21 protein-coding genes are annotated in these 22,125 nt (G+C 68.9%); 14 read left to right on the plus strand and 7 right to left on the minus strand.

The annotated features are described in order from the left end of the window. On the minus strand, positions 1 to 433 hold a 433-nt coding region (locus tag ACFRAQ_RS12135), incomplete at its 3' end, for an ATP-binding cassette domain-containing protein (protein ID WP_379097873.1). An 87-nt stretch (positions 434 to 520) separates the two neighbouring features. Here ACFRAQ_RS12135 and ACFRAQ_RS12140 point away from each other — a divergent pair. The 6 genes from ACFRAQ_RS12140 to ACFRAQ_RS12165 all read left to right on the plus strand — a co-directional run bounded on the left by ACFRAQ_RS12140 (position 521) and on the right by ACFRAQ_RS12165 (position 7,154). Next, positions 521 to 1,258: an HAD family hydrolase gene (locus tag ACFRAQ_RS12140; RefSeq protein WP_379097876.1), complete on the plus strand. Its 738-nt coding sequence runs from the start codon at positions 521 to 523 to the stop codon at positions 1,256 to 1,258. Positions 1,259 to 1,402: 144 nt separating this feature from the next. After that, positions 1,403 to 1,999 (plus strand): PadR family transcriptional regulator, encoded by a 597-nt coding sequence (locus tag ACFRAQ_RS12145; RefSeq protein ID WP_379100229.1) that lies wholly within the window; start codon positions 1,403 to 1,405, stop codon positions 1,997 to 1,999. A 93-nt stretch (positions 2,000 to 2,092) separates the two neighbouring features. Continuing rightward, entirely contained in the window at positions 2,093 to 3,118 is a 1,026-nt protein-coding gene (locus ACFRAQ_RS12150; RefSeq protein WP_379097879.1) for an esterase/lipase family protein, read from the plus strand. A gap of 64 nt (positions 3,119 to 3,182) precedes the next feature. Continuing rightward, the gene (gene def, locus ACFRAQ_RS12155) at positions 3,183 to 3,755 is read left to right on the plus strand and encodes a peptide deformylase (protein ID WP_379097881.1); all 573 of its coding nucleotides are present in this window, start codon (positions 3,183 to 3,185) and stop codon (positions 3,753 to 3,755) included. A gap of 1 nt (position 3,756) precedes the next feature. Further along, complete coding sequence (gene fmt, locus ACFRAQ_RS12160; protein ID WP_379097884.1) at positions 3,757 to 4,680, plus strand: methionyl-tRNA formyltransferase; 924 nt, start codon at positions 3,757 to 3,759, stop codon at positions 4,678 to 4,680. Between the two features lie 1,157 nt (positions 4,681 to 5,837). Further along, positions 5,838 to 7,154: an RsmB/NOP family class I SAM-dependent RNA methyltransferase gene (locus tag ACFRAQ_RS12165; protein ID WP_379100231.1), complete on the plus strand. Its 1,317-nt coding sequence runs from the start codon at positions 5,838 to 5,840 to the stop codon at positions 7,152 to 7,154. Between the two features lie 464 nt (positions 7,155 to 7,618). On the opposite strand, the gene ACFRAQ_RS12170 is transcribed toward ACFRAQ_RS12165, so the two are convergent. Next, positions 7,619 to 8,536 carry an RNA polymerase sigma factor SigF gene (locus ACFRAQ_RS12170; protein ID WP_379097889.1) on the minus strand — a complete coding sequence of 306 codons (918 nt, stop codon included), beginning with the start codon at positions 8,534 to 8,536 and terminating at the stop codon, positions 7,619 to 7,621. Continuing rightward, on the minus strand, positions 8,536 to 8,958 hold the full coding sequence (locus ACFRAQ_RS12175; protein WP_379097892.1) for an anti-sigma factor: 423 nt from the start codon (positions 8,956 to 8,958) through the stop codon (positions 8,536 to 8,538). The genes ACFRAQ_RS12170 and ACFRAQ_RS12175 overlap by 1 nt, the downstream gene beginning before the upstream one ends. Before the next feature lie 126 nt (positions 8,959 to 9,084). On the opposite strand from ACFRAQ_RS12175, the gene rpe reads away from it, so the two are divergent. Then, positions 9,085 to 9,750, plus strand: coding sequence for a ribulose-phosphate 3-epimerase (rpe, locus tag ACFRAQ_RS12180; RefSeq protein WP_379100233.1), 666 nt, complete (start codon positions 9,085 to 9,087; stop codon positions 9,748 to 9,750). Positions 9,751 to 9,776: 26 nt separating this feature from the next. Here rpe and ACFRAQ_RS12185 read toward each other — a convergent pair whose 3' ends face one another. After that, a complete protein-coding gene (locus ACFRAQ_RS12185; protein ID WP_379097895.1) occupies positions 9,777 to 10,223 on the minus strand; it encodes a hypothetical protein in 447 nt (148 codons plus the stop codon). Between the two features lie 525 nt (positions 10,224 to 10,748). On the opposite strand from ACFRAQ_RS12185, the gene ACFRAQ_RS12190 reads away from it, so the two are divergent. From ACFRAQ_RS12190 to ACFRAQ_RS12205, 4 genes are all read left to right on the plus strand, one after another. Beyond that, on the plus strand, positions 10,749 to 11,375 hold the full coding sequence (locus ACFRAQ_RS12190) for a riboflavin synthase (RefSeq protein WP_379097898.1): 627 nt from the start codon (positions 10,749 to 10,751) through the stop codon (positions 11,373 to 11,375). Positions 11,376 to 11,460: 85 nt separating this feature from the next. Beyond that, entirely contained in the window at positions 11,461 to 12,705 is a 1,245-nt protein-coding gene (locus ACFRAQ_RS12195) for a bifunctional 3,4-dihydroxy-2-butanone-4-phosphate synthase/GTP cyclohydrolase II (protein ID WP_357286194.1), read from the plus strand. A 22-nt stretch (positions 12,706 to 12,727) separates the two neighbouring features. Further along, a complete protein-coding gene (gene ribH, locus ACFRAQ_RS12200) occupies positions 12,728 to 13,201 on the plus strand; it encodes a 6,7-dimethyl-8-ribityllumazine synthase (protein ID WP_357083247.1) in 474 nt (157 codons plus the stop codon). Positions 13,202 to 13,338: 137 nt separating this feature from the next. After that, positions 13,339 to 13,821, plus strand: a complete 483-nt coding sequence (locus tag ACFRAQ_RS12205) for a PH domain-containing protein (protein WP_379097903.1) — start codon at positions 13,339 to 13,341, stop codon at positions 13,819 to 13,821. Positions 13,822 to 13,890: 69 nt separating this feature from the next. On the opposite strand, the gene ACFRAQ_RS12210 is transcribed toward ACFRAQ_RS12205, so the two are convergent. Next, positions 13,891 to 15,369: an MFS transporter gene (locus ACFRAQ_RS12210; protein WP_379097907.1), complete on the minus strand. Its 1,479-nt coding sequence runs from the start codon at positions 15,367 to 15,369 to the stop codon at positions 13,891 to 13,893. A gap of 107 nt (positions 15,370 to 15,476) precedes the next feature. On the opposite strand from ACFRAQ_RS12210, the gene ACFRAQ_RS12215 reads away from it, so the two are divergent. Continuing rightward, on the plus strand, positions 15,477 to 15,926 hold the full coding sequence (locus ACFRAQ_RS12215; protein ID WP_379097910.1) for a MarR family winged helix-turn-helix transcriptional regulator: 450 nt from the start codon (positions 15,477 to 15,479) through the stop codon (positions 15,924 to 15,926). 43 nt (positions 15,927 to 15,969) lie between these two features. On the opposite strand, the gene ACFRAQ_RS12220 is transcribed toward ACFRAQ_RS12215, so the two are convergent. After that, positions 15,970 to 17,925: a gamma-glutamyltransferase family protein gene (locus tag ACFRAQ_RS12220; RefSeq protein ID WP_379097913.1), complete on the minus strand. Its 1,956-nt coding sequence runs from the start codon at positions 17,923 to 17,925 to the stop codon at positions 15,970 to 15,972. A 229-nt stretch (positions 17,926 to 18,154) separates the two neighbouring features. Here ACFRAQ_RS12220 and ACFRAQ_RS12225 point away from each other — a divergent pair, with 229 nt between their 5' ends. Continuing rightward, entirely contained in the window at positions 18,155 to 19,624 is a 1,470-nt protein-coding gene (locus ACFRAQ_RS12225) for an amino acid permease (RefSeq protein WP_379097916.1), read from the plus strand. A 276-nt stretch (positions 19,625 to 19,900) separates the two neighbouring features. After that, positions 19,901 to 20,362: a hypothetical protein gene (locus ACFRAQ_RS12230; protein ID WP_379097919.1), complete on the plus strand. Its 462-nt coding sequence runs from the start codon at positions 19,901 to 19,903 to the stop codon at positions 20,360 to 20,362. A gap of 46 nt (positions 20,363 to 20,408) precedes the next feature. On the opposite strand, the gene ACFRAQ_RS12235 is transcribed toward ACFRAQ_RS12230, so the two are convergent. Further along, entirely contained in the window at positions 20,409 to 22,073 is a 1,665-nt protein-coding gene (locus ACFRAQ_RS12235; RefSeq protein ID WP_379097922.1) for an FAD-binding dehydrogenase, read from the minus strand. Positions 22,074 to 22,125 lie beyond the last annotated feature (52 nt).

A 22,125-nucleotide genomic window follows, 5' to 3' on the forward strand; every position in this document is an offset into this window, starting at 1 on the left:
TGTTTTTGGGCTGGGGGGGGGGGGGGGTGGGGCCCCGCCCGTTGTGTTCGTGCGGGGGGCCCGCCTGGCGGTGGGGGGGGGGGGCCCCCCCCCGGCGGGGGATCAGGGCCACGGTGTTGGTCGCGCCGGTGAGGACGACTTCGCGGACCGTGAGGTCCCCGCTGGGGACGTGGCGCGGGTCGACATGGCCGATCTCCGCCCGCAGCGCGCGCATGTCGACGCGGCCCAATCGCCGCCCGAGCACTTCCACAGTTCCCCCGGTCGGATGTTCGAACGCGCCGAGCATGCGCAGCAGCGTGGTCTTGCCCGCGCCATTGGGGCCCAGCAGCGCCCAGTGCTCACCGGCGCGCACGGTGAGCGAAACCCCTTGCAGGATGGGGTTTCCGCTCCGCACCACCGTCACGTCGTTCACGTTCAGCACCGGGTCCGTCATGTTTCGAGCCTAGCAAACTCCTCAGACAAGTTGAGGAGTAGGGTGAGCTTGACGGTTAGCTCTGTATTTGCTGTGTAGGGTGGCGGCATGGCGATCGACGCGGTGCTGTTCGACTTCTCCGGCACACTCTTCCGATTCGACGACGCGGCCTTCCATGGCGCGCGCCTCACCGATGCCGGCGGCCGCCTGCTCGACACCCACGAGATCGCCGAGATCATGCGCCGGATGACCGCTCCCGTCGGGCAGTTCGTCGAGTTCGACGCCGATGGCCAATACGCCTGGGAGGGCCGGGATCTCGATCCCGTGCTGCATCGCCGGGCCTACCTCGAGGTGCTCGAGCAGTCCGGTGTCCCCGAGCCGCAGGCGATCCGGCTCTACGAACTCATGCGCGACCCCGGGGAATGGTCGCCGTATCCGGACACCGGTGAGGTGCTGCGAGCGCTCCATGAGCGCGGTCTGCGCGTGGGTGTGGTCAGCAATATCGCCTTCGATATCCGCCCGGCCTTCGCCGCCCGCGGCTGGCTCCGATATATCGATGAATTCGCGTTGTCGTACGAAATCGGTGCCGTGAAGCCGGATGCGCGCATCTTCGAGGCGGCCCTCGATGCCCTCGGTGTGGCTGCCGGTCGGGCCCTCATGGTCGGTGACAGCCTGGAGGCCGACGGCGGCGCCAAGGCGCTGGGCTGCGCGTTCGCCCTGGTCGAGCCGCTGCCGACGGACGATCGCGCGACCGGGCTGTGGGATGCGGTCCGCGCGCACGACCTCCTTTCTCCATGGCCACCAAACCAGTCGGTTCGTGTTCCGGTTCACCCTTGCTCCGGATAGATTGTCGATATATCGTCGATAGCAGCAAATGCAACGACGAGCCTTGAGGGAGGCACGACCATGGAACACATGGACAACATCGAACGGGGCCGCGGCCCCTGGCGGCGACGCGGCGACGAGCAGCAGGGCCCCGAACATCCGCGGATGCGTCGAGGTGGGCCTCGCGGCCCGCGCGGTGAATTCGGCCCGCACCGTCACGGCCACGGCCGTGGATTCGGCCCGGACTTCGGACCCGGCTTCGGTCCCGGTCCGCACTTCGGTCGCGGCCGCGGTCGCGGCGGACGCGGCCGGCGCGGCGATGTCCGCGCCGCCATCCTGCTGCTGCTGCAGGAGCGGCCCATGCACGGTTACGAGCTGATCCAGCAGATTCGCGAACGCAGCGAGGATGTCTGGCGTCCCAGCCCCGGCTCCATCTACCCCGCGCTGGCTCAGCTCGAGGACGAGGGCCTGGTGCTCATCGAGAAGGTGTCGGGTCGAAAGACGGCCAAGCTCACCGAGGCCGGACTCGAGTACGTCGAGACCAACCGCACCGATCTGGGCGACCCCTGGCAGGACGTCAAGGACGGCGTCGGCGATCAGGCTCTCGACCTGCGCGGACTGGTCGGTCAGCTGATGGGCGCGGTGGCCCAGGTGGCCGCCGTCGGCACCAAGGATCAGGCGGCCAAGGCGGCCGAGGTGCTCACCGAGGCCCGCCGATCGCTGTACCGGATCCTCGCCGAGGACGACACACCCGAAAAGTGACGGGTCCGAATCACCGGAAACCACCGGGACTTTCGGCTCGAAACCGGTCAAGATCGTGACATGGGACAACAGCGCCCCATGCGATCTTGTGACATGGGACAAAAGAGGAACCGGACGCGTGGTGCATTCCTGCGCCGCGTCGCACCGGTGGGGGTAGTGGCATTGGCGGCCGCCGTGATCGGTACGGCCGCCACCCCGTCGGGGACCTACGCGTGGGCCGAGCCGGCCGCCGCACCGGTCCTGCGGGTGCCTGCTCAGCAGGGGCCGCCGCAGACCGGCCATCTGGCGGCGGCCAAGTATCTGAAAGAGCATCCGGACACCGCGCCCCAGGGCGCCAACGACTTCGGCTGCACACCGACCGCCGAACATCCGCGGCCGGTGATCCTGGCCCACGGCACCGATTCCTCGGCCTACTCCGACTGGTCGGGCCTGAGCCCGCTGCTCGCCAAGGCCGGGATCTGCGTCTTCGCCCTGAACTACGGCGGCAAATCCGGCAAGGACACCTTCGGCACCGAGGATGTGTGGGCCAGCTCCGCGCAGATCGGCGTCTTCGTCGACCAGGTGCTCGCCGCCACGGGGGCCAGGCAGGTGGATCTGGTCGGTTTCTCCCAGGGCGCGAGCGTGACTCGCTACTGGATCAACAAACTCGGCGGCGCGCCGAAGGTCGGGCAGTGGATCGGGATGGCCTCGCCCAGTTACGGCGGGATCATGTACGGGCTGGTGCCGATCGCCGACGCGGTGCCGGGCATCTACAAGCTCGTCGAGTTCGGCTCCTCGCTCGCCGCCGTCCAGCAGGCCGCGGGATCGCCGTTCATCACCGACCTCAACGCCGGCGGCGACACGGTGCCGGGTGTGAAATACACGACCATCGGCAGCCGGGTGGATGAGATGATCCAGCCCAACACCAATATCGCCCTGCGCGGTCCGGGCGCGACCAATATCGTGCTGCAGGATCTGTGCGAGGCCGACCTGACCGGGCATTTCCACCTGGTCTACGACCCGTTCGCGCAGCAGCTGGCGGTCAATCTGCTCGATCCCGGACACGCCGTGACACCGGCCTGCGTGCCGGTGCCGTTCGGCACCGGGATCAGCGATGTCGTGTTGGCGGCGCATTCCTGATCGGGGTGGTCACGGGCGTCCGTAAAATGAGACGACCGTATTCGTTCGCTATCGGGAGCTGCCCGTGACCATCCAGCCTGTCCGCCTGTTCGGCGATCCGATCCTGCGCGCCCGCGCGGCGGAGGTCGAGACGTTCGACCGGGAGGTGCGCCAGCTGGTCACCGACCTCATCGACACCATGTACGAGAGCGGGGGCGTCGGCATGGCCGCCCCGCAGATCGGGGTCGGGTTGCGGGTATTCGTCTACGACACCGGCGACGCCCAGGGGCATCTGATCAACCCGGTCTTCGAGGTCGAGGGCGAGGAGACCCAGACCGGGCCCGAGGGCTGCCTGTCGATCCCGGGCGTGCGTTTCGACGTGACCCGGCCGATGACCGTGCTGGCGCGCGGCGTCGACCTGGACGGCAAGCCGGTGGAGTTCCGGGCCGAAGGGCTGCTGGCGCGCTGCGTGCAGCACGAGACCGATCACCTCGACGGCGTGCTGTTCCTGCAGCGGCTGGAGTCGGCCTTCCGCAAGGAGGCCATGCGCACGATTCGCGAATCGTCTTGGTTCACACAGGGAATCACGGTGCTGCCCGCGTCCGAGATCGGCGGCGGTCGCCGCGCCTCGGCCGGTGGCCGGGAACGGAGCCGCTGATATGCGTCTGGTCTTCGCGGGAACCCCCGAACCGGCGGTGCCGTCGCTGCGGCGACTCATCGAATCCGAGCGACACGAGGTGGTCGGGGTGGTGACCCGGCCCGACGCGGTGGCCGGACGCGGCCGCAAGATCACCCGCTCGCCCATCGGGCAGCTGGCCGACGAGCACGGGATTCCGGTGTTCACGCCGCGCAAGCCGTCCGAGCCCGAATTCATCGCCCAGCTCACCGAACTCGCGCCGGACTGCTGCCCGGTGGTGGCCTACGGCGCGCTGCTGCCCGAAACGGTGCTCGCGATTCCCCGTTTCGGCTGGATCAACCTGCACTTCTCGCTGCTGCCCGCCTGGCGCGGCGCGGCGCCGGTGCAGTCGGCGCTGCTGGCGGGTGATGAGTACACCGGCGCGTCCACCTTCCTGATCGAGAAGGGCCTCGACACCGGGCCCGTCTTCGGCACCATGACCGAGAAGGTCGCGCCCGCCGACACCGCGGGCACCCTGCTCGAGCGTCTGGCCGACAGCGGCGCGGTGCTGCTGGAATCCACCCTCGACGCCGTGGAAGACGGTGCCGTGCAAGCGGTTCCGCAGCCCCTGGACGGCATCTCCTACGCCCCCAAGGTGGAACCGGAAGCGGGGCGCATCCGCTGGGACCAGCCCGCCCTCGCCATCTCCCGCCTCATCCGCGCGGTCACCCCCGCGCCCGGCGCGTTCACCGAGATCGACGGCAAACGCCTCAAACTCGGCCCCGTCGAACTCGTGGAGGAAACCCTCCCGCCCCGCACCATCGATGTGCGCAAGTCCGGCGTCTTCATCGGCACCGCCACCACGGCGGTCCGCCTCACCCAGGTCCAGCCCCAGGGCAAACGCATGATGCCCGCCCTCGACTGGGCCCGTGGCGCCCGCCTGGAACCGGGCACGGTGACCGAATGACCAACCCCGACAACAACCCTCCCCGCCGCCCCTTCCGCCGCTCCTCGGCCGGGTCGGCCGACGACTCGAACCCGACCCGCGGCTCCGACAGCGGTGACCGCCGCGCGGGCTACGGCCGCGGCGATCGCCCGGCGGGAGACCGCGATTCCGGCTCCAACCGCTCGACCGGCGGCCTGCGCGGCCGCGACGGCTACGGGCCGGGCGGTGGCCGTGACTCGGCGTCGAGCGGTCGTCCCTTCGGCGACGACCGTCGTGCCGGATCCGGTGGTCGTGGTCGCTCGGCCGGGGATGACCGCGGCTGGGACCGTTCGAGCGGTGCACGCCGCGGCGACGACGACCGTCGCGGATTCGAGGGGGGAGAACGCGATGCGGGCTCGAATCGTCCGGGCGGAGGCCCGCGCGGACGCTCCTTCGGCGACGACAGTCGCGACAGCGCGGGTCGTGGTGGTTGGGACCGGTCGGGTGGCGGACGCGGCAATGCCGACGACCGTCGCGGATTCGAGGGGGAAGAACGCGATTCGGGGTCGAAGCGATCTTCCGGCGGCCCGCGTGGCCGCGAGGGCTCCGGTCTGGGCGCGGGTCGCGGGCGTGACTCTGCTTCGAGCGGGCGTTCTTTCGGCGACGACAGTCGTGACAGCTCGGGTCGTGGTGACCGGAACGGCGGCTGGGACCGGGCGGGCGGCGGCCGCCGTGACGACGCCGGTCGTGGCGGATACTCCGGCGGAGAACGTGGTTCGGGCCGGGGCGAGGGACCGCGTGGGCGCGAGGCTGCCGCCCGGTCCTTCGGTGACAGCGGCGGTGGCCGTGGCCGCTCGGGCGGGTACGACCGCTCCGGCGGTTCGGAGCGATCCGGCGGCGGGCGTCGGAGCGATGACGGACCCGGTGGATTCGCTGCGAGCGGGCGTGATTCGGGTTCGGATCGGCCGGGCGGCGGCGATCGGCGTGGCGGCGGGCGTGACCGGGCCGACTCTGCCTCGGGTGGCCGTTCCTCCGGCGGCAATCGCGGTGGCGGGCACCATAAGCCGTCCGATCGCGAACGGGCCGCGGGGAAGAAGGATCGGGGCTCCAAGCAAGCCGGTGCCGAGGCGCGCGCGAGTGATCCGGGTGCCGCGGCGGCGCGGCGGGCGGAGAAGGCGGGGGCCGATCCGGTCCGGATCGTGGCGCGGGATGTGCTGCGGGCGGTGCGGGAGCGGGATGCCTACGCGAATCTGGTGCTGCCGGGGTTGTTGCGGGAGCGGAAGATCAGTGGGCGGGACGCGGCGCTGGCGACCGAGTTGGCCTATGGGGCCTCGCGGTCGGTGGGGTTGCTGGACGCGGTGATCGCCGATTGCGCGGGGCGCGACGTCGCCGAGATCGACGGGCCGTTGCTGGATGCGTTGCGGCTGGGGACCTATCAGTTGCTGCGGACCCGGATCGGGGCGCATGCGGCCGTCGATACGTCGGTGGCGCTGGTGCGGGCCGAGTACGGGCAGGGTCGGGCCGGGTTCGTGAACGCGGTGCTGCGGCGGGTGGCCGAGCGCACTCCGGAGGAGTGGGTGGAGCGGCTCGCGCCGTCGGATCCATTGGGGCACTTGGCGTTCGAATTCGCGCATCCGGTGTGGATCGCGCAGGCGTTCGCGGACGCGCTCGGCGCGCGGGCGGGCGAGCTGCGCGACGTGCTCGAAGCGGACGACGCCCGGCCGCTGGTGCACCTGGTGGCGCGGCCCGGCGATATGACCGCCGAGGAACTGGCGCTGATCACCGGCGGCGAGGAAGGTCGCTGGTCGCCGTACGCGGTGTACCTCGACGGCGGTGATCCGGCGAAGCTGGAACCGGTCCGCGAGGGCATGGCCGCGGTGCAGGACGAGGGCAGTCAGCTGGTGGCGCTGGCGGTCACCCGCGCGCCGCTCGAGGGTGAGGACGGCGGTCGCTGGCTGGATCTGTGCGCGGGCCCGGGCGGTAAGACCGCTTTTCTGGCCTCGATCGCCGAGATCGACGGCTTCCGCGTCGATGCCGTCGAACCGGCCGAGCACCGTGCTGACCTGGTCCGAAAGGCCACTCGTGGCATGCCGGTCGACGTGCACGTCGCCGACGGCCGCGACTCGGGCCTGACCCCGGGCTTCGACCGCATCCTCGTCGACGCCCCGTGCACCGGCCTGGGCGCACTGCGTCGCCGCCCGGAGGCTCGCTGGCGCCGACAGCCCTCCGACGTCCGTGACCTGGTCACCTTGCAGCGTGAACTGCTCACCGCCGCATGGGATCTGGTCCGCCCGGGCGGCGTGGTGGTCTACTCGACCTGTTCTCCCCACCTACAGGAGACGGTCTCGGTGGTGTCGGACATGGTCCGCCGCACCGGCGCCGAACAGCTCGACACCCGCGAGCTGCTCCCCGGCGTCCCGAAACTCGGCGACGGCCCCGGCGCCCAGCTGTGGCCGCACCGCCACGGCACCGACGCCATGTTCCTCGCGGCCCTGCGCAAGCCGCTGGACGCGTAGCCGCTCGAACACCGAAAGCCCCTGCGGCGTGATGACCACTCACCGCCGCAGGGGCTTTCGCATGTCCCGTCGGGGTCCGGGGCGCCGTCTCAACCGGTCGCGGCAGCTACCTCGGCACCCACCGCGCCACCGGCAATCCCGTGCGGACCGCCTCCCGCATCGACCTCGCCGTCGAATTCGGCCCGGCCTCGGCGGTCCCAGTGGCCGGTCCACCTGGCCGGCTATGACCCGCCGCGAGCACCACCATCCGAATGACGGAGCGTTCGCCCAGGCGGGTTGCTTCCACCTCGGTTGGCCGGGCCTCTCGCACGCGGGATGTCCCCGCCGGTGGAGCATGCATGTCCGGCTCGCAAGGGCTGCTCGGCCACTGGGATTCGGGTGACATCGCAGATCCACCAGTCGCTGTGCGCCGTTCCAACCCAGGGTGACCGGTGAGTCGAGGTCGCCCGCCTGGAGTGGCGGGGTCACTCGCGGGCGGATTGCTCCCGCAGGCGGGCCAGGGTCTTGGACAGGATGCGGGAGACGTGCATCTGGGAGATGCCCATCTGCTGGGCGATCTGCGTCTGGGTCATGGATTCGAAGAATCGCATGGTCAGGATGCGGCGTTCGCGTTCCGGCAGACCGGCCAGCAGCGGGCGGATGGCGACGTACTCCTCGACACGGTCGAATTGGGATTCTTCCTCGCCGAGGGTGTCGAGCAGTGACGCCTCGGTGTCGCGGCCGACGGAGACGGCGTCGATGCTGCTGGGCTGGTACGCGTTTCCGGCGATGACCGCCTGGGTGACCTCGTCGGCGTCGATGTCGAGGGCGGCGGCGATCTCCTTGGCGGTGGGGGAGCGGCCCAACTGCTGGGAGAGCGCGTCGATGGCGGAGCCGATGCGCAGGTGGGTTTCCTTGACGCGCCGCGGCACCCGCATGGCCCAGGTGTTGTCGCGGAAGTAGCGGCGCACCTCGCCCATGATGGTGGGCACCGCGAAGGACAGGAAGTTGGAGCCGCGGGAGATGTCGAACCGGTCCACCGCGTGCACCAGGCCGACCCGCGCGACCTGGGTGAGGTCGTCGAAAGGCTCACCGCGGCCGCTGAATTTGCGGGCGATGTGGTCGGCCAGCGGGATGCACCGGTTGATCAGCTGTGAGCGCAGGGCGGCGCGCCCCGCGGATCCTGGTGCGGCGGCGGCGAGTTCCTCGAACAGCAGCGCGACGTCGTCGTAGCCGGAGACGGTGCGCGCGACCTCCTCCGCCTCCTCGGCGTCGACGGTCTCCTCGGCGCTGTCCTCGGCCGGTTCCTCGGGTTCGGGGTTGTCGGGGGCTTCGGTGTCGGCGGTCGGATCCTCGGGCCGGGCCGCGTCGTCGGGGGTGGGGAACACGTCTTCTCCGGTCACTACGCCTTCCCCCGGACCCGCCGGAACTCCACCGCCGTCGGGTATCCGGAGATCGCCGGATCGAAGGGTTCCTGGGTGGCGGTGACCTCGTCGCAGAGGGTCCGCAGCACGTGCCAGCCGAAGCTGCGCTGGTCGGGTAGCCCTTCGGCGGCGGCGGTGCCGCGGACCCGCACGATCAGGTCGGACTCGCCGACGGTGAACAGACACTGCAGCGTGGACCCCGGGGCGGCGATGGCGATCAGGGTGGAGGCGGCCTCGTCGACGGCGAGCCGGATGTCGGCCACCTCGTCGAGGGTGAAATCGCTGAGCAGCACCAGGGTTTCGGCGAGTCCGCGCACGATGGGCAACTGGGATACGGAGGCGGCGACACCGATTTCGACCGGTGTGCCGCGCAACCCTTGTTCCGCCGAAATGTTGATCACCCTGTAGAGGCTACCCATTCCGGTGCGCGGCAATCAGCCATTCCCGTGACGCGGGACGCACTCGGTGGTGCCGATAGACTGCCGCGTGTGTGCACCTCTTCCTCCCCGTTCCAGCGTCCGGCCCCGATGATCGCCCCGTCCATTCTGTCCGCCGACTTCGCGAACCTCGCCGCCGAGCTGCGGGCGATCGAGGGCGCGGACTGGGTGCACGTCGATGTGATGGACAACCATTTCGTGCCCAACCTGACGATGGGCCCGCCGATCGTGCAGAGCCTGCTGAAGGTCACCGACATTCCGATGGACTGCCATCTGATGATCGAGGACCCGGAGCGCTGGGCCCCGTGGTACGCGGAGGCGGGCGCCTACAACGTCACCTTCCACGCCGAGGCCACCGACAACCCGATCGCGGTCGCTCGTGACATTCGCGCGGCGGGCGCCAAGGCCGGGCTCTCGGTGAAGCCGAACACCCCGATCGAGCCCTACCTCGAGATCCTGCGTGATTTCGACACCCTGCTGGTGATGAGCGTCGAACCCGGTTTCGGCGGACAGTCTTTCATCCCGCACGTGCTGGACAAGGCCCGTCAGGTGCGCCGCCTGGTGGACGCCGGTGAGCTGCGCCTGGTGGTGGAGATCGACGGCGGCATCAACATGGACACCATCGAGCAGGCCGCCGAGGCCGGAATCGACTGCTTCGTGGCGGGTTCCGCGGTGTACGGCACTCCGGATCCGGCCGCGACGGTGGAAGCCTTGCGGCAGAAGGTGATCGCCGTCGAGGCGGCGTCGGCCCAGTAGCTCGCGGACGCCGCCGGGATCGGCGCTCAGTGCTCGAGGAGCGCTTCGATCACCGATTCCAGCGGCGGCACCGTGTCGGTGGTCTCCGGCGACCGGATCCAGGTGCGGTAGCCGGTGCGCTCGTCCTCGGCGGAGGGGAGCACGACCTGGGCGCCCGGGCAGGCGATGGTGGCGTAGAGCCGGAACAGGGCCGCGGTCACCGCGGTGCTGAGCGTCTCGGGCCGGGCGGGACCGGTGATGAAGGTCCAGCGCCGGGCGCGGGGGTGGTGCACCACCGGCCCGGCCAGATCGGCTTGGGTGAGCCGCTGGCGGACGCGTTCGCCGAGGTCGGCGGGCATGGTGACGGCCCCGTAACGACTGCCTATCTCCAGCAGGATGTGCCGTGATGTCGGATCGATCGATGCCGGCAGGTGAAATTCGCGACGGTACTGCACGCAGCGAACTTCGAGTGTCGAATCGAGAAGCGTTGTCACGCCGCACCCCTGACTGTGCCGATTGTGTTGTGTGCCACCTGGATCCGACCCGCGCGGGGTCCAACTTCCTTCGGTTCGTTTGCTGGCGTAGATCGTCACCCGGCCCGGCCGGCCGTGGACGCGTTGACCGTTCTGCTCTGAACTGCTCGCGGAGAGTTGAACTGTTGGAATCAGCTGCATAACAATCTTGCGACCATTTTCGCTGCCGCGCAAGATTCAGGTGTAAGCGAGTCGTGGATTGGGTAACTCCCGGCGTTGGGCCCGGTCAGGCCATGGATAAATCCACTCGATTCCGATCCTGCAATAGGTGATTCCGAGCAATTCGGGCAATTTACTGATCGCAAGTTGGCTTATGCCCGATTTCGTCCATCCACCGGTATCCAACGCTCCAGTGAACGAGGCCGCATGTCGCCTACGACTGCGCGTCGTTAGGCTGAGGGGGACGGCCGTCCGTGCGGGAATACCGCGTGTGGGGCGCGCTGTTGGCTCGAGCGAGTACGCAGTCGCGATCAGGGAGAGGTACGCATGTTCACAGGCATCGTCGAGGAGCTGGGCGAGATCGTCGCCACCGAGCGGCTGGACGATTCGGCGCGGCTGACCATCCGCGGCCCCCTGGTGACCTCCGATGCGGGACACGGTGATTCGATCGCCGTCAACGGCGTCTGCCTCACCGTGGTGGACCGCGAGGTCGTCGGCGACACGTTCACCGTCGATGTGATGGCCGAGACCCTGGACCGTTCCAGCATCGGCGCCCTGGCCGCGGGTTCCCGCGTGAACCTGGAGCGCGCCGCCGCGGTGAACAGCCGCCTGGGCGGGCACATCGTGCAGGGTCACGTGGACGGCACCGGCACCATCGTCTCGCGCACCCCGCACGAGAACTGGGAGGTCGTGCGAATCTCGTTGCCCGACAGCATTGCCCGCTACGTCGTGGAGAAGGGCTCGATCACCGTCGACGGCATCTCGCTGACCGTCTCCGGCATCGGCGTCGCCGAGGACGCCTTCGCCGACGGCGGCAAGGACTGGTTCGAGGTCTCGCTCATCCCCACCACCCGCGAGCTCACCACCCTGGGCACCGCCCCGGTCGGCACCGTCGTGAATCTCGAAGTCGACATCATCGCCAAGTACGTCGAGCGGCTCGTACAGCGCGGCTGACCGGACCCGCGACGCCGGAGGCGGCGCAATTCGGGCACTGCCTTACTGTAATGAGGCACCTAATTCGAGATGGAGCACAACAGACGTGACCAGGTTCGACACCGTAGAGCGCGCAGTCGCCGACATCGCCGCCGGTAAGGCGGTTGTCGTCGTCGACGACGAGGGCCGGGAGAACGAGGGCGACCTCATCTTCGCGGCGGAGAAGGCGACCCCCGAGCTGGTGGCCTTCATGATCCGCTACACCTCCGGTTACATCTGTGTGCCGCTCACCGGGGCGGACTGCGATCGCCTGGGCCTGCCGCCGATGTACGCGGTCAACCAGGACCGGCACGGCACCGCCTATACCGTCGCCGTCGATGCCCGGGAAGGCATCAGCACCGGGATCTCGGCCGCCGACCGCGCTACCACCATGCGTGTGCTGGCCGACCCCACCGCCAAATCCGATGATCTGACTCGTCCGGGGCATGTGGTTCCGTTGCGCGCCAAGGACGGTGGTGTGCTGCGCCGTCCCGGCCACACCGAAGCCGCCGTGGATCTGGCCCGGATGGCCGGACTCAGCCCCGCCGGAGTCATCTGCGAGATCGTGAGCCAGAAGAACGAAGGTGATATGGCGCGTACCGACGAGCTGCGCGTCTTCGCCGACGAACACGATCTGGCGCTCATCTCCATCGCCGACATGATCTCCTGGCGCCGCCGCAACGAGAAGCACGTCAAGCAGGTCGCCGAGGCCAAGCTGCCCACCGAGTTCGGCGACTTCCTGGCCATCGGCTACGAGAGCGAATACGACGACGCCGAGCATGTCGCGCTGGTGATGGGCGAGATCGGCGACGGCCGCGACGTACTGGTGCGCGTGCATTCCGAATGCCTCACCGGCGACGCCTTCGGCTCCCTGCGCTGCGATTGCGGCCCGCAGCTCGACGCCGCCATGGAGCTGATCGCGAAGCAGGGCCGCGGCGTGCTGCTCTACATGCGCGGCCACGAGGGCCGCGGCATCGGTCTGCTGCACAAGCTACAGGCGTACCAGCTACAGGACAGCGGCGACGACACCGTGGACGCCAACCTGAACCTGGGCCTGCCCGCCGACGCCCGTGACTACGGCATCGGCGCGCAGATCCTGGTCGACCTGGGCATCACCTCCATGCGGCTGCTCACCAACAACCCGGACAAGCGCGCCGGGATCGAGGGCTACGGTCTGAGCATCAGTGAGCGCGTGGCCATGCCGGTGCGCGCCAACAAGCACAATCTGCGGTACCTGCGCACCAAGCGGGATCGGATGGGCCACGACCTGGTCGGCCTGGAAGACCTGGACCTGGGCGAGACCGCGAACTGACAACCGAGAGGGCGGAACAACGATGAGCGGTACCGGCGTACCGGCTTTCGAGCTCGCCGATGCCAAGGACCTCAAGCTGGGGATCGTGGCCTCGCGCTGGCACACCACCATCTGCGACGCGCTGGTCGCGAACGCGGAGAAGACCGCCCGCGAGGCGGGCGTCGCCGACATCACCGTGGTCCGGGTCGCCGGCGCCATGGAGCTGCCCGTGGTGGCGCAGGCGCTGGCCCGCAGCCATGACGCGGTGGTCGCGCTCGGCGTCGTGATCCGCGGCGGCACACCGCATTTCGAGTACGTGTGCGATTCGGTGACCGCGGGCCTGACCCGGGTGTCGCTGGACGAGGGCACCCCGGTCGCCAATGGCGTGCTCACCGTGAACACCGAGGAGCAGGCGCTCGACCGCGCGGGCCTGCCGGGTTCGGCGGAGAACAAGGGCGAGCAGGCGGCCGCGGCCGCGCTGGACGCCGCGCTCACCCTGCGCGAACTCACCGCCTAGTCATGCCCGTCGTCCGGATCTGGAAGCGCGGCGGCTCCGAGGAGGAACCGCCGCGCGACCCCGCGACGACGGAAGGGCCTGCCGAGCAACCGACGCGGGCCGGTAGCGAGCAGCAGAAGCCGGAGTCCGATCCACCCATGGCAGAGACGAAGCCCGACACCGCAGCGAACACCGACGGCGAGTGGGACCTCGAGGTCCGCCCGCGCCACGCCATCATCACCGTGCGGATCGTGGCCGCGGTGCTGGCCGCAGTCTTCATCTTCGGCGGCATCGTGTTGCGCCAGGGCTCCACCGGCGTCAACTTCCGGGTGTCCGATCAGATCGGCCTGGCGGCGTTCGGCCTGGTGCTGGCGGCGGGTGTGCTGACCCTGACCCGGCCCCGGGTGCGGGTCGGCAAGCGTGGGGTGATGGTGCGCAATATCGTCGGCGACAGCGAGTTCGGGTGGCAGGATATCCGCGGGATCTCCTTCCCGGACAAGAAGTCCTGGGCCCGGCTGGAGCTGGTGCATGACGAGTACGTGCCGATGATGGCCATCCGCTCCAACGACAAGATGCGCGCGGCCGAGGCCATGGACCGGTTCCGCGAGCTCGGCGCGAAGTACACCGGCGAGAACAAGTAGGCCATCCGTCGCCGAGCCTTCGTGGCCACGGCGGACGGATGGCTGTGCCTCGCCCGATCCGGTTCGGAATCAGTTCTCCGCGAAGGCTTTCGCGGTCTCCGGCGGTTGCGCGGGGACGGACTGCACCGCGCGCCGCACCGGGATCAGCACCGCGATCAGCGCGGCGACCAGGCACACGACGCTACCGATCAGGAACACCGTGCGGAAGCCGTGCTCGGTCGGGATGCTGTGGCTGCCCATCTGCACACTCATCTGCGCCAGCACCGCGCCGACCACCGCGGCCGAGACCGAGGTGCCGATCGAGCGCATCAGGGTGTTGAAGCTGTTGGCGGCCGCGGTCTCCGACTGCGGCACCGCGCCCATGATGAGCGCGGGCATCGCGCCGTAGGCGAAGGCGACACCGGTGCTGCAGATGATGTTGACCACCACCAGGCCCCCGATGGACCCCATCAGCGGCAGTGCCACACCGTAACCGGCGGCCATGATCAGCGTGCCGGTGACCAGCGTGGTCTTCGGGCCGCGCGCCGCGGACAGCTTCGCGCCGATCGGTGAGATGACCATCATCATGATGCCGCCGGTGGCCATCCACACGCCCATCATCACCATGGACTGGCCCAGCCCGTAGCCGAGCGCCTTGGGCAGCTGCATGAGCTGCGGCAGGCTCAGCTGCAGCGCGTACAGGCCGACGCCGACCGCGATGCTGGCCAGGTTGGTGACCAGGACCTGCGGGCGAGCGGTGATCCGCAGATCGACCAGCGGTTCGGGGGAGCGCAGTTCCCACCAGCCCCACACCAGCAGCAGCACCAGGGCCGCGGCGAACAGTCCGAGGGTCGAGCCGCTGGTCCAGCCCCAGGCCGCGCCCTTCGACACCGGCAGCAGCAGGCATACCAGGGCGGCGCCGAGCAGGAGCGCGCCGGGAATGTCGAAGCGGCCCGACGGTCCTTCGGAGGTGCCCTCGGGGACGACCAGGACGATGAGCGCGGTGGCGATCGCCACGAGAACCGCTGCGACCCAGAACATCACACGCCAGTTGCTGTACTCGGTGACCGCGGAGGCGATCGGCAGGCCGAGCGCACCGCCGATGCCCAGCGACGAGCTGATCAGCGCGATGGCCGAACCGAGGCGCTCGGGCGGCATCACGTCGCGCAGCAGGGCGATGGCCAGCGGGATGGTGCCCACGCCCAGGCCCTGCAGCCCGCGTCCGATGATCATCGGGATCAGCGAGGTCGACACCGCGCACACGATCGAGCCCACCATGATCGGAATGGTCGAGGCGATGAGCATGCGGCGCTTGCCGTACATGTCGCCGAGCCGCCCCGCGACCGGCGTGGCCACGGCCGCCACCAGCAGGGTGATGGTGACGACCCACGACGCGTTCGACGCGGACGCGTGCAGGATTCGGGGCAGGTCGCCCAGGAGTGGGACCACCAGCGTCTGCATCAGTGAGGCGACGACGCCGGTGTAGGCCAGCACCGCGAGGGTGCTGCCGGCGCGTGTGGGCTCCGGCGGGGCGCCGGCAGACCGAGCAGCGGACTCGGGTCTGGTCATAGGGGTTCTCCTCATCATCGATCTATGTGCACTATACACATCACGTGCATGATGCATAATCGATGTCCGGCGCCCGTCACACGTAGGGTGTGGGGACCGCGGAAAGGATGGAATTGACCAAGCCCACCGAATTGCTCGAGTTCGAGACCATGCTGTTCGGCCGGTACAGCCTGATTCCGCGCAAGGGCGACAACGGCCTCGACCGCAGCGCCTATCTGCTGCTCAGTCTGCTGCGCGGGGAGGGGCCGATGTCGATCGGTCAGCTCAGTGACACGCTGGGGCTGGATGCCTCCACCCTCAATCGGCAGACCGCCGCGCTCCTGCGCGCGGACCTGGCCGAACGCATCCCCGACCCCGACGGCGGCATCGCCCGCAAGTTCCGGGTCACCGCCGAGGGGGCAGCCCGGCTCGATGCCGAACGGGCGCAGAGCCTACGGCATCTCGACGAGATCCTGGCAGGCTGGTCCGACGAGGACGTGTCGGCGCTCGCGTCGTTGCTGGCCCGATTCAACGCCGATATCGAGAGCTACCGCGGTAAGCACTGGCCTCGTTCGTGAGGCTCGACCCGTCCGGCTCGCGGTCGGGCGCGCCTGAGGCGGCCTAGCGCGGGCCGCCGAGCACCGCGCCCTCGCGGCGGGGATCCGCGCCGCCGATCCAGCCGTCGCCGTCGCGGACCAGCGCCGAGAGTCCGCTCGATTGCGGCGCCACCGACACCTGATCGCCGGACGCGCGCAGCTTCTGGACCAAGACGTCGTGGTCGCCATTGTCGGTGGCGTTCACCGCCGGATGCTCGCCGCCCACGTTCGTGGTGGGCGTATTGGCCGCGCCGAAGTCGATCATCGACACCGCCTGCTGCGGATTCAGCCCCCAATCCAGCAGGGCCACCAGGGTTTTCACCACGAACTGGATGATCACCGCCCCGCCCGGCGACCCGGTGACATGGCTGAGCGCGCCGCGGCTGCCGTCGGGATTGCGGTCGAACACCAGGGTCGGGGCCATGGAGCTGCGCGGCCGCTTGCCCGCGTCGATGCGGTTGGCGACCGGCGCGCCGTCCTTGTCCCGGGGTTCGGCGGAGAAGTCGGTGAGCTGGTTGTTCAGAATGAACCCGTCCACGAAATGGAAGGACCCGAACGCGGATTCGACCGTGGTGGTCATCGACGCCGCGTTGCCGTCCTTGTCGACGATCGAGATGTGGCTGGTGCCGTGTTCGGGCTGCTGCGGCCCGTTGCCGACCGGGACCGGCCCGAAGTCGCCCGGCTGGGCGGTGCCCAGGCTCTTGCTCGGGTTGATGAGCGCGGCCCGCTGCTTCAGGTAGTTCGGATCCAGCAGGGTCTGCGGTGAATTGCCCGGCAGCGGAACGAAATCCGAGTCGGCGATGTACTTGTCGCGGTCGGCGTAGGCCAGCCGCTCGGCCTCGGCGATCAGGTGCACGGCCTCGGCGGTGGGTTTGCCGCCGTCGCGCGCGGCGCTGCTGTCGCCGGACACGTCGGTCGGTTTCATCGCGGCCAGATCGAAATTCGACAGGATGCCCAGCGCCGCCTCGACGGCGATGCCGCCCGAGGACGGATTCGGCATGCCGCAGATCTCGTGGGTGCGATACGGCGAGCACACCGCGGTGCGCTTCTTGGCCTGGTACGACGACAGATCCGCGAGCGCCAGCAGTCCGGCGGTGCGGCCGCCGGCGGTGGTGGCGGTGGTGTCGACGATGTCGGCGGCGATGGCCCCGGTGTAGAAGGCGTTCGCGCCGTCGGCGGCGATGGCCGAGAGGGTCTTGGCGAAGGCCGGATTCACCAGCGTGGTGCCGGCCTGCTTCGGATTGCCGTCGGGGAGCAGGAAATACGCGCGGGCGGCGTCGTCGCGGGCCAGATCCGCGGTGGACGCGGCGATCTGGGTGGCCATGCGCGGGGAGATCGTGAAGCCGCCGTCGGCGAGGTTCACCGCGGGGGTGAACAGGTCGCGCCAGGGTTGCCTGCCGTGCTCGGTGTGCGCGAGTTCCAGCATGCGCAGCACGCCCGGCACGCCGATGGATCGGCCGCTGGCGCGCGCGTTGGGTTGCGGCACAGTGTGATCGGTGGGGCTGATGTAGCGCAGGTAGTCCTCGGTGGCGGCCCGGGGCGCGGTCTCGCGGCCGTCGTAGGCGTCGACGGTCCTGGTCGCGGCGTCGTAGTACATGAGGAACGCGCCGCCGCCGATGCCGGTGGCCTGCGGCTCGACCAGGTTCAGCACGGTCTGCGCCACGATCAGCGCGTCCGCTGCGGTACCGCCGTCGCGCAGCACCCGGCAGGCGGCCTCGGTGGCGACGGGATTGGCTGTGGAGACCGCGAATCCGCCGGTGCGTACCGGTGTCATGCCGGTCCGGTAGCCGGTGGCGACCTCCGGACGCAGTGCCAGATTCGTGGTACTGGGCCCGGCCGGAACACCGGAGGTGACCGGAGTTCCGTTGGGGGACACCGTGCACGACGCGCTCTCGCTCGTCGCCGACGAACAGGCGGTGAGCATTCCGATCGACAGCAGCAGTGCGGCAGCGCCGCTCCCGGTTCGTCGCAAGCGCCTCATGACCGGACTCTAGCCCCGGGAGCGCGCGGGGGCGGCGGTTTGACCGGTCTGCTCACCTATTGATCATCAGCACTTCCATGGCAATCGCTGATGAATCGGCTCGAATCGCTGCTCGAACAGCTGGAAACGACGGCGCTGACCCGGCCCGGAGCGCCGATACGGCTGTCAGCAAACGACAGGGTACTCTCGGACGGCCTCGTTTCACGATAGCGGAGGGTTAACCCGGCGTATGACCGAGATCCGGACAACTGCCACCAGCCTCAATGCCGAGGACAGCGGCTACCACAAAGCCCTGAAACCCCGGCAATTGCAGATGATCGCCATCGGTGGCGCCATCGGCACCGGCCTGTTCCTGGGCGCCGGCGGTCGCCTCGCCAATGCCGGGCCGTCGCTGTTCCTGGTGTACCTGATCTGTGGCGCGTTCGTCTTCTTCATCCTGCGCGCTCTCGGCGAACTGGTGCTGCACCGCCCGTCCTCGGGCTCGTTCGTCTCCTACGCGCGCGAATTCTTCGGTGAGAAGGCCGCATTCGTGGCCGGGTGGATGTACTTCCTGAACTGGTCCATGACCGGCATCGTCGATACCACCGCGGTCGCCACCTATCTGCACTACTGGGGTCCCTTCCAGCCGGTCGCGCAATGGCTGCTGGCGCTGGGCGCACTGGTCATCGTGCTCGGCATCAATCTCGCGTCGGTGAAGTGGTTCGGCGAGATGGAATTCTGGGCCGCCATGATCAAGGTGCTCGCCCTGGTCACCTTCCTGGTGGTCGGCACCGTCTTCTTCGCGGGGCGGTTCGAGGTGGACGGCCAGGCCACCGGCTTCGGCATGATCTCCGCGGCGGGCGGGTGGTTCCCGACCGGCGTGCTGCCGCTGGTCACCGTCACCTCGGGTGTGGTGTTCGCCTATGCCGCCGTGGAAATGGTCGGCATCGCGGCGGGCGAGACCGAGAACCCGGCGAGGATCATGCCGCGCGCCATCAATTCGGTCATCCTGCGTATCGCGCTGTTCTATTGCGGTTCGGTGATTCTGCTCGCTCTGCTGCTGCCCTATACCGCCTACCAGGCGGGGGAGAGCCCGTTCGTCACCTTCTTCGCCAAACTCGGTGTCGCGCACATGGGCTCGATCATGAATTTCGTGGTGCTCACCGCGGCCTTGTCGAGTTTGAACGCGGGCCTGTATTCGACCGGCCGCATTCTGCGTTCGATGGCGATGAACGGCAGTGCGCCGAAATTCACGGCGCGCATGTCGAGTGCGGGTGTGCCCTATGGCGGAATTCTGCTCACCAGCGGCATCGCATTGTTCGGTATCTGGCTGAATTACATCGTGCCGTCGCAGGCGTTCGAAATCGTGCTGAATGTTGCCTCGCTGGGCATTCTGGCGTCCTGGGCGACCATTGTGCTGTGCCAGTTGAAGCTGTTCTACCTGGCGAAGCAGGGTCTGGCCGAGCGGCCCGCGTTCCGGATGTTCGGCGCTCCCTATACCGGGATCGCGACACTGGTGTTCTTGGGGTTGGTGCTGATCCTGATGGCTTTCGACCGGCCGGTCGGTACGTGGACGGTGGCCAGCCTGGTGATCATCGTGCCCGCGCTCGCCATCGGGTGGCGCATCGCCAGCCCGCGGGTGCTGGCCATCGCCAAGATGCGCGAGGGCTACACCGGGGAATTCCCCGTCATTCCGCCGATCCCCATGGACGACAAGTAGTTTCCGGCTCCCGGTAGTACACTGGGAAACTACCTCCGGACCTGGTCTTTCAACGGCCGCACGCGAAATAGCGTGCGGCCGTTATGTGTTCGAGATCACTATATGCAGAGTGCACCTATCGGCTGTGGTCATGGTCATAACTTCGGGAATGAGATTGTCCGGACTCTGAACATTTGGTTAGCGTCTGGTTCGGCGGGTCGCAGGGGGCACGCCACCAGGGGTTACTCAACGAGGAGTGCTGTGAGTTCGTTATCGGCTGTTGCCGACGAGGTGGAAATGACACCGACAGTCACGGGGAACGGCGTTCCTGCCACATTTTTCGAGCGGGTGATCGACGGCGTGCGGGGGTTGCGCCGCGAGAGCGCTGCGGCCGAGGTGCCCGCCAAGGTTCGCGAAACTCAATTCGCCGCCCTCGGCGCGATGGGGCTCGCGATGCTGCACTGCCTGCTCTCGACCACCGGCGGCCTGGACTGCGTCGCGGGCAGCATCGGCCACTTCTTCGCCGCCTGGGTCACCGGCGGCATGGCGCTGTTGTTCGGCTTGCGGTCGCGCTGGATCTGGGTGACCGCGCTGGGCGTGTCCAGCCTGCAGGTCTTCCTGGGGGTGTTCACCCTGATGTCGGCCGAAATGCCCACGGGCGTAGGGCCGTTCACCGTGCTCGGCGGCATCATGGTCTCGGGCATCGTGCTGGCGCTGCTGCTGCGCCGCGACTGCTACCGCTGGTTCGCCGTCGACTGACGACGGTCGCCGCCCACCGGAATCCGGTGGGCGGCAACCGAAATCGTCACTTCAGGGTGCGGCCCAGGGCCCGGCCCGCGGCCCGGCCGGAGAAGATGCAGCCGCCCAGGAAGGTGCCTTCCAGCGCGTTGTAGCCGTGCACCCCGCCGCCACCGAAACCGGCGACCTCGCCCGCGGCGTACAGCCCCGGGAACGGGGTGCCGTCGGGGCGGATGACCTGTGAGTCCAGATTGGTCTGCAGGCCGCCCAGGGTCTTGCGGGTCAGGATATTGAGCCGCACGCCGATCAGCGGGCCGTGCGCCGGATCGAGGATCTTGTGCGGCGTGGCCACCCGGCCGAGCTTGTCACCCAGGTAGCGCCGCGCGTTGTTGACGGCCATGAGCTGGGCGTCCTTGCTGAACTTGTGCTCGACGTCCCGGTCGCGCGCCACGATCTGACGTTCGATGTCGGCCGCGTCCAGCTGCGGGCCGCGCGAGATCTTGTTCATCCCCGCGATCAGTTCGGGCAGCGTATCGGCGACGACGAAGTCGACGCCGTGCTGCTTGAACGCCTCCACCGGACCCGGGGCGCCTTTGGCCACCCGGCTCTTGAGCGTGAGCTTGAGATCCTTGCCGGTGATATCGGGATTCTGCTCCGAACCGGAGAGCGCGAACTCCTTCTCGATGATCGACTGGGTCAGGATGAACCACGAGTAGTCGTGGCCGGTGGCCAGGATCTGCTTCATGGTGGCATTGGTGTCGAAACCCGGGAAAGCCGGTGCGGTCATGCGCTTTCCGTTGGCGTCGAACCACAGCGACGACGGCCCGGGAATGATGCGGATGGCGTGGTCGGGCCACACCGGATCCCAGTTGTGGATGCCCTCGGTGTAGTGCCACATGCGATCCCGGTTCACGATCCGCCCGCCCGCGGCCTCGGTGATGCCGAGCATGCGGCCGTCGACGTACGCCGGGACGCCCGCGATCATGTGCTCCGGGCACGGCCCGAGTCGCTCGGTGGGCCAATTGCGCCGCACCAGTTCGTGATTGTGGCCGATGCCGCCGGAGGAGACGATCACGGCGGCGGCGCGCACGTCGAACTCGCCGGTCACGGTGCGTGAGGACGCGACGCCGCGGTCCTCGGTGGAAGCCTCCAGCACGCTGCCGCGCACGCCGGTGACGGCGTCGTCCTCCACGATCAGCTCGTCGACGCGATACCGGAACGCGAATCCGACCTGACCGCGCCGCTCGGCCTCGAGCACGGGTTCGAGGAACACGCGCACGACCTCGGGTCCGGTGCCCCAGGTGAGGTGGAAGCGCGGCACCGAATTGCCGTGCCCGTCGGCGGATTCGCCGCCGCGTTCGGCCCAGCCGACCAGCGGCGTCACCCGCAGCCCGAGGTCGTACAGGTACTGCCGCTTCTCGGTGGCCGCGAACTCCACGTAGGCGCGCGCCCACTGCCGCGCCCAGTGGTCCTCGTCCTCGCGGTCGAAGCCGGCCGAGCCCAGCCAGTCCTGCATGGCCAGCTCGAGGCTGTCCTTGACGCCGAGCCGCCGCTGTTCGGGGCTGTCCACGAAGAACAGTCCGCCCAGCGACCAGAACGCCTGCCCGCCCAGGTTGGCACGGTTCTCCTGATCCAGAATCAGGACCCGCTTACCCGCCTTGACCAGCTCGTGCGTGGCGACGAGCCCGGCCAGACCGGCCCCGACCACGATGACATCCGGGTTCTCGATCATGCCCATTTCCTTGGTGTCGAAGTTCGATACACGAATGTATCCAACGAGGTGG

The organism is Nocardia sp. NPDC056611 (assembly GCF_042792755.1).
In the GTDB taxonomy this organism is placed as follows: Bacteria; Actinomycetota; Actinomycetes; order Mycobacteriales; family Mycobacteriaceae; genus Nocardia.

Excerpts from the sequence above, each read along its gene's own strand:
- ACFRAQ_RS12140 (WP_379097876.1), top strand. The coding sequence starts at position 521 with ATGGCGATCGACGCGGTGCTGTTCGACTTCTCCGGCACACTCTTCCGA.
- ACFRAQ_RS12145 (WP_379100229.1), top strand. The coding sequence starts at position 1,403 with ATGCGTCGAGGTGGGCCTCGCGGCCCGCGCGGTGAATTCGGCCCGCAC.
- ACFRAQ_RS12150 (WP_379097879.1), top strand. The coding sequence starts at position 2,093 with ATGGGACAAAAGAGGAACCGGACGCGTGGTGCATTCCTGCGCCGCGTC.
- fmt (WP_379097884.1), top strand. The coding sequence starts at position 3,757 with ATGCGTCTGGTCTTCGCGGGAACCCCCGAACCGGCGGTGCCGTCGCTG.
- rpe (WP_379100233.1), top strand. The coding sequence starts at position 9,085 with ATGATCGCCCCGTCCATTCTGTCCGCCGACTTCGCGAACCTCGCCGCC.
- ACFRAQ_RS12190 (WP_379097898.1), top strand. The coding sequence starts at position 10,749 with ATGTTCACAGGCATCGTCGAGGAGCTGGGCGAGATCGTCGCCACCGAG.
- ribH (WP_357083247.1), top strand. The coding sequence starts at position 12,728 with ATGAGCGGTACCGGCGTACCGGCTTTCGAGCTCGCCGATGCCAAGGAC.
- ACFRAQ_RS12205 (WP_379097903.1), top strand. The coding sequence starts at position 13,339 with ATGGCAGAGACGAAGCCCGACACCGCAGCGAACACCGACGGCGAGTGG.
- ACFRAQ_RS12210 (WP_379097907.1), bottom strand. The coding sequence starts at position 15,369 with ATGACCAGACCCGAGTCCGCTGCTCGGTCTGCCGGCGCCCCGCCGGAG.
- ACFRAQ_RS12215 (WP_379097910.1), top strand. The coding sequence starts at position 15,477 with ATGGAATTGACCAAGCCCACCGAATTGCTCGAGTTCGAGACCATGCTG.
- ACFRAQ_RS12220 (WP_379097913.1), bottom strand. The coding sequence starts at position 17,925 with ATGAGGCGCTTGCGACGAACCGGGAGCGGCGCTGCCGCACTGCTGCTG.
- ACFRAQ_RS12225 (WP_379097916.1), top strand. The coding sequence starts at position 18,155 with ATGACCGAGATCCGGACAACTGCCACCAGCCTCAATGCCGAGGACAGC.
- ACFRAQ_RS12230 (WP_379097919.1), top strand. The coding sequence starts at position 19,901 with ATGACACCGACAGTCACGGGGAACGGCGTTCCTGCCACATTTTTCGAG.
- ACFRAQ_RS12235 (WP_379097922.1), bottom strand. The coding sequence starts at position 22,073 with ATGATCGAGAACCCGGATGTCATCGTGGTCGGGGCCGGTCTGGCCGGG.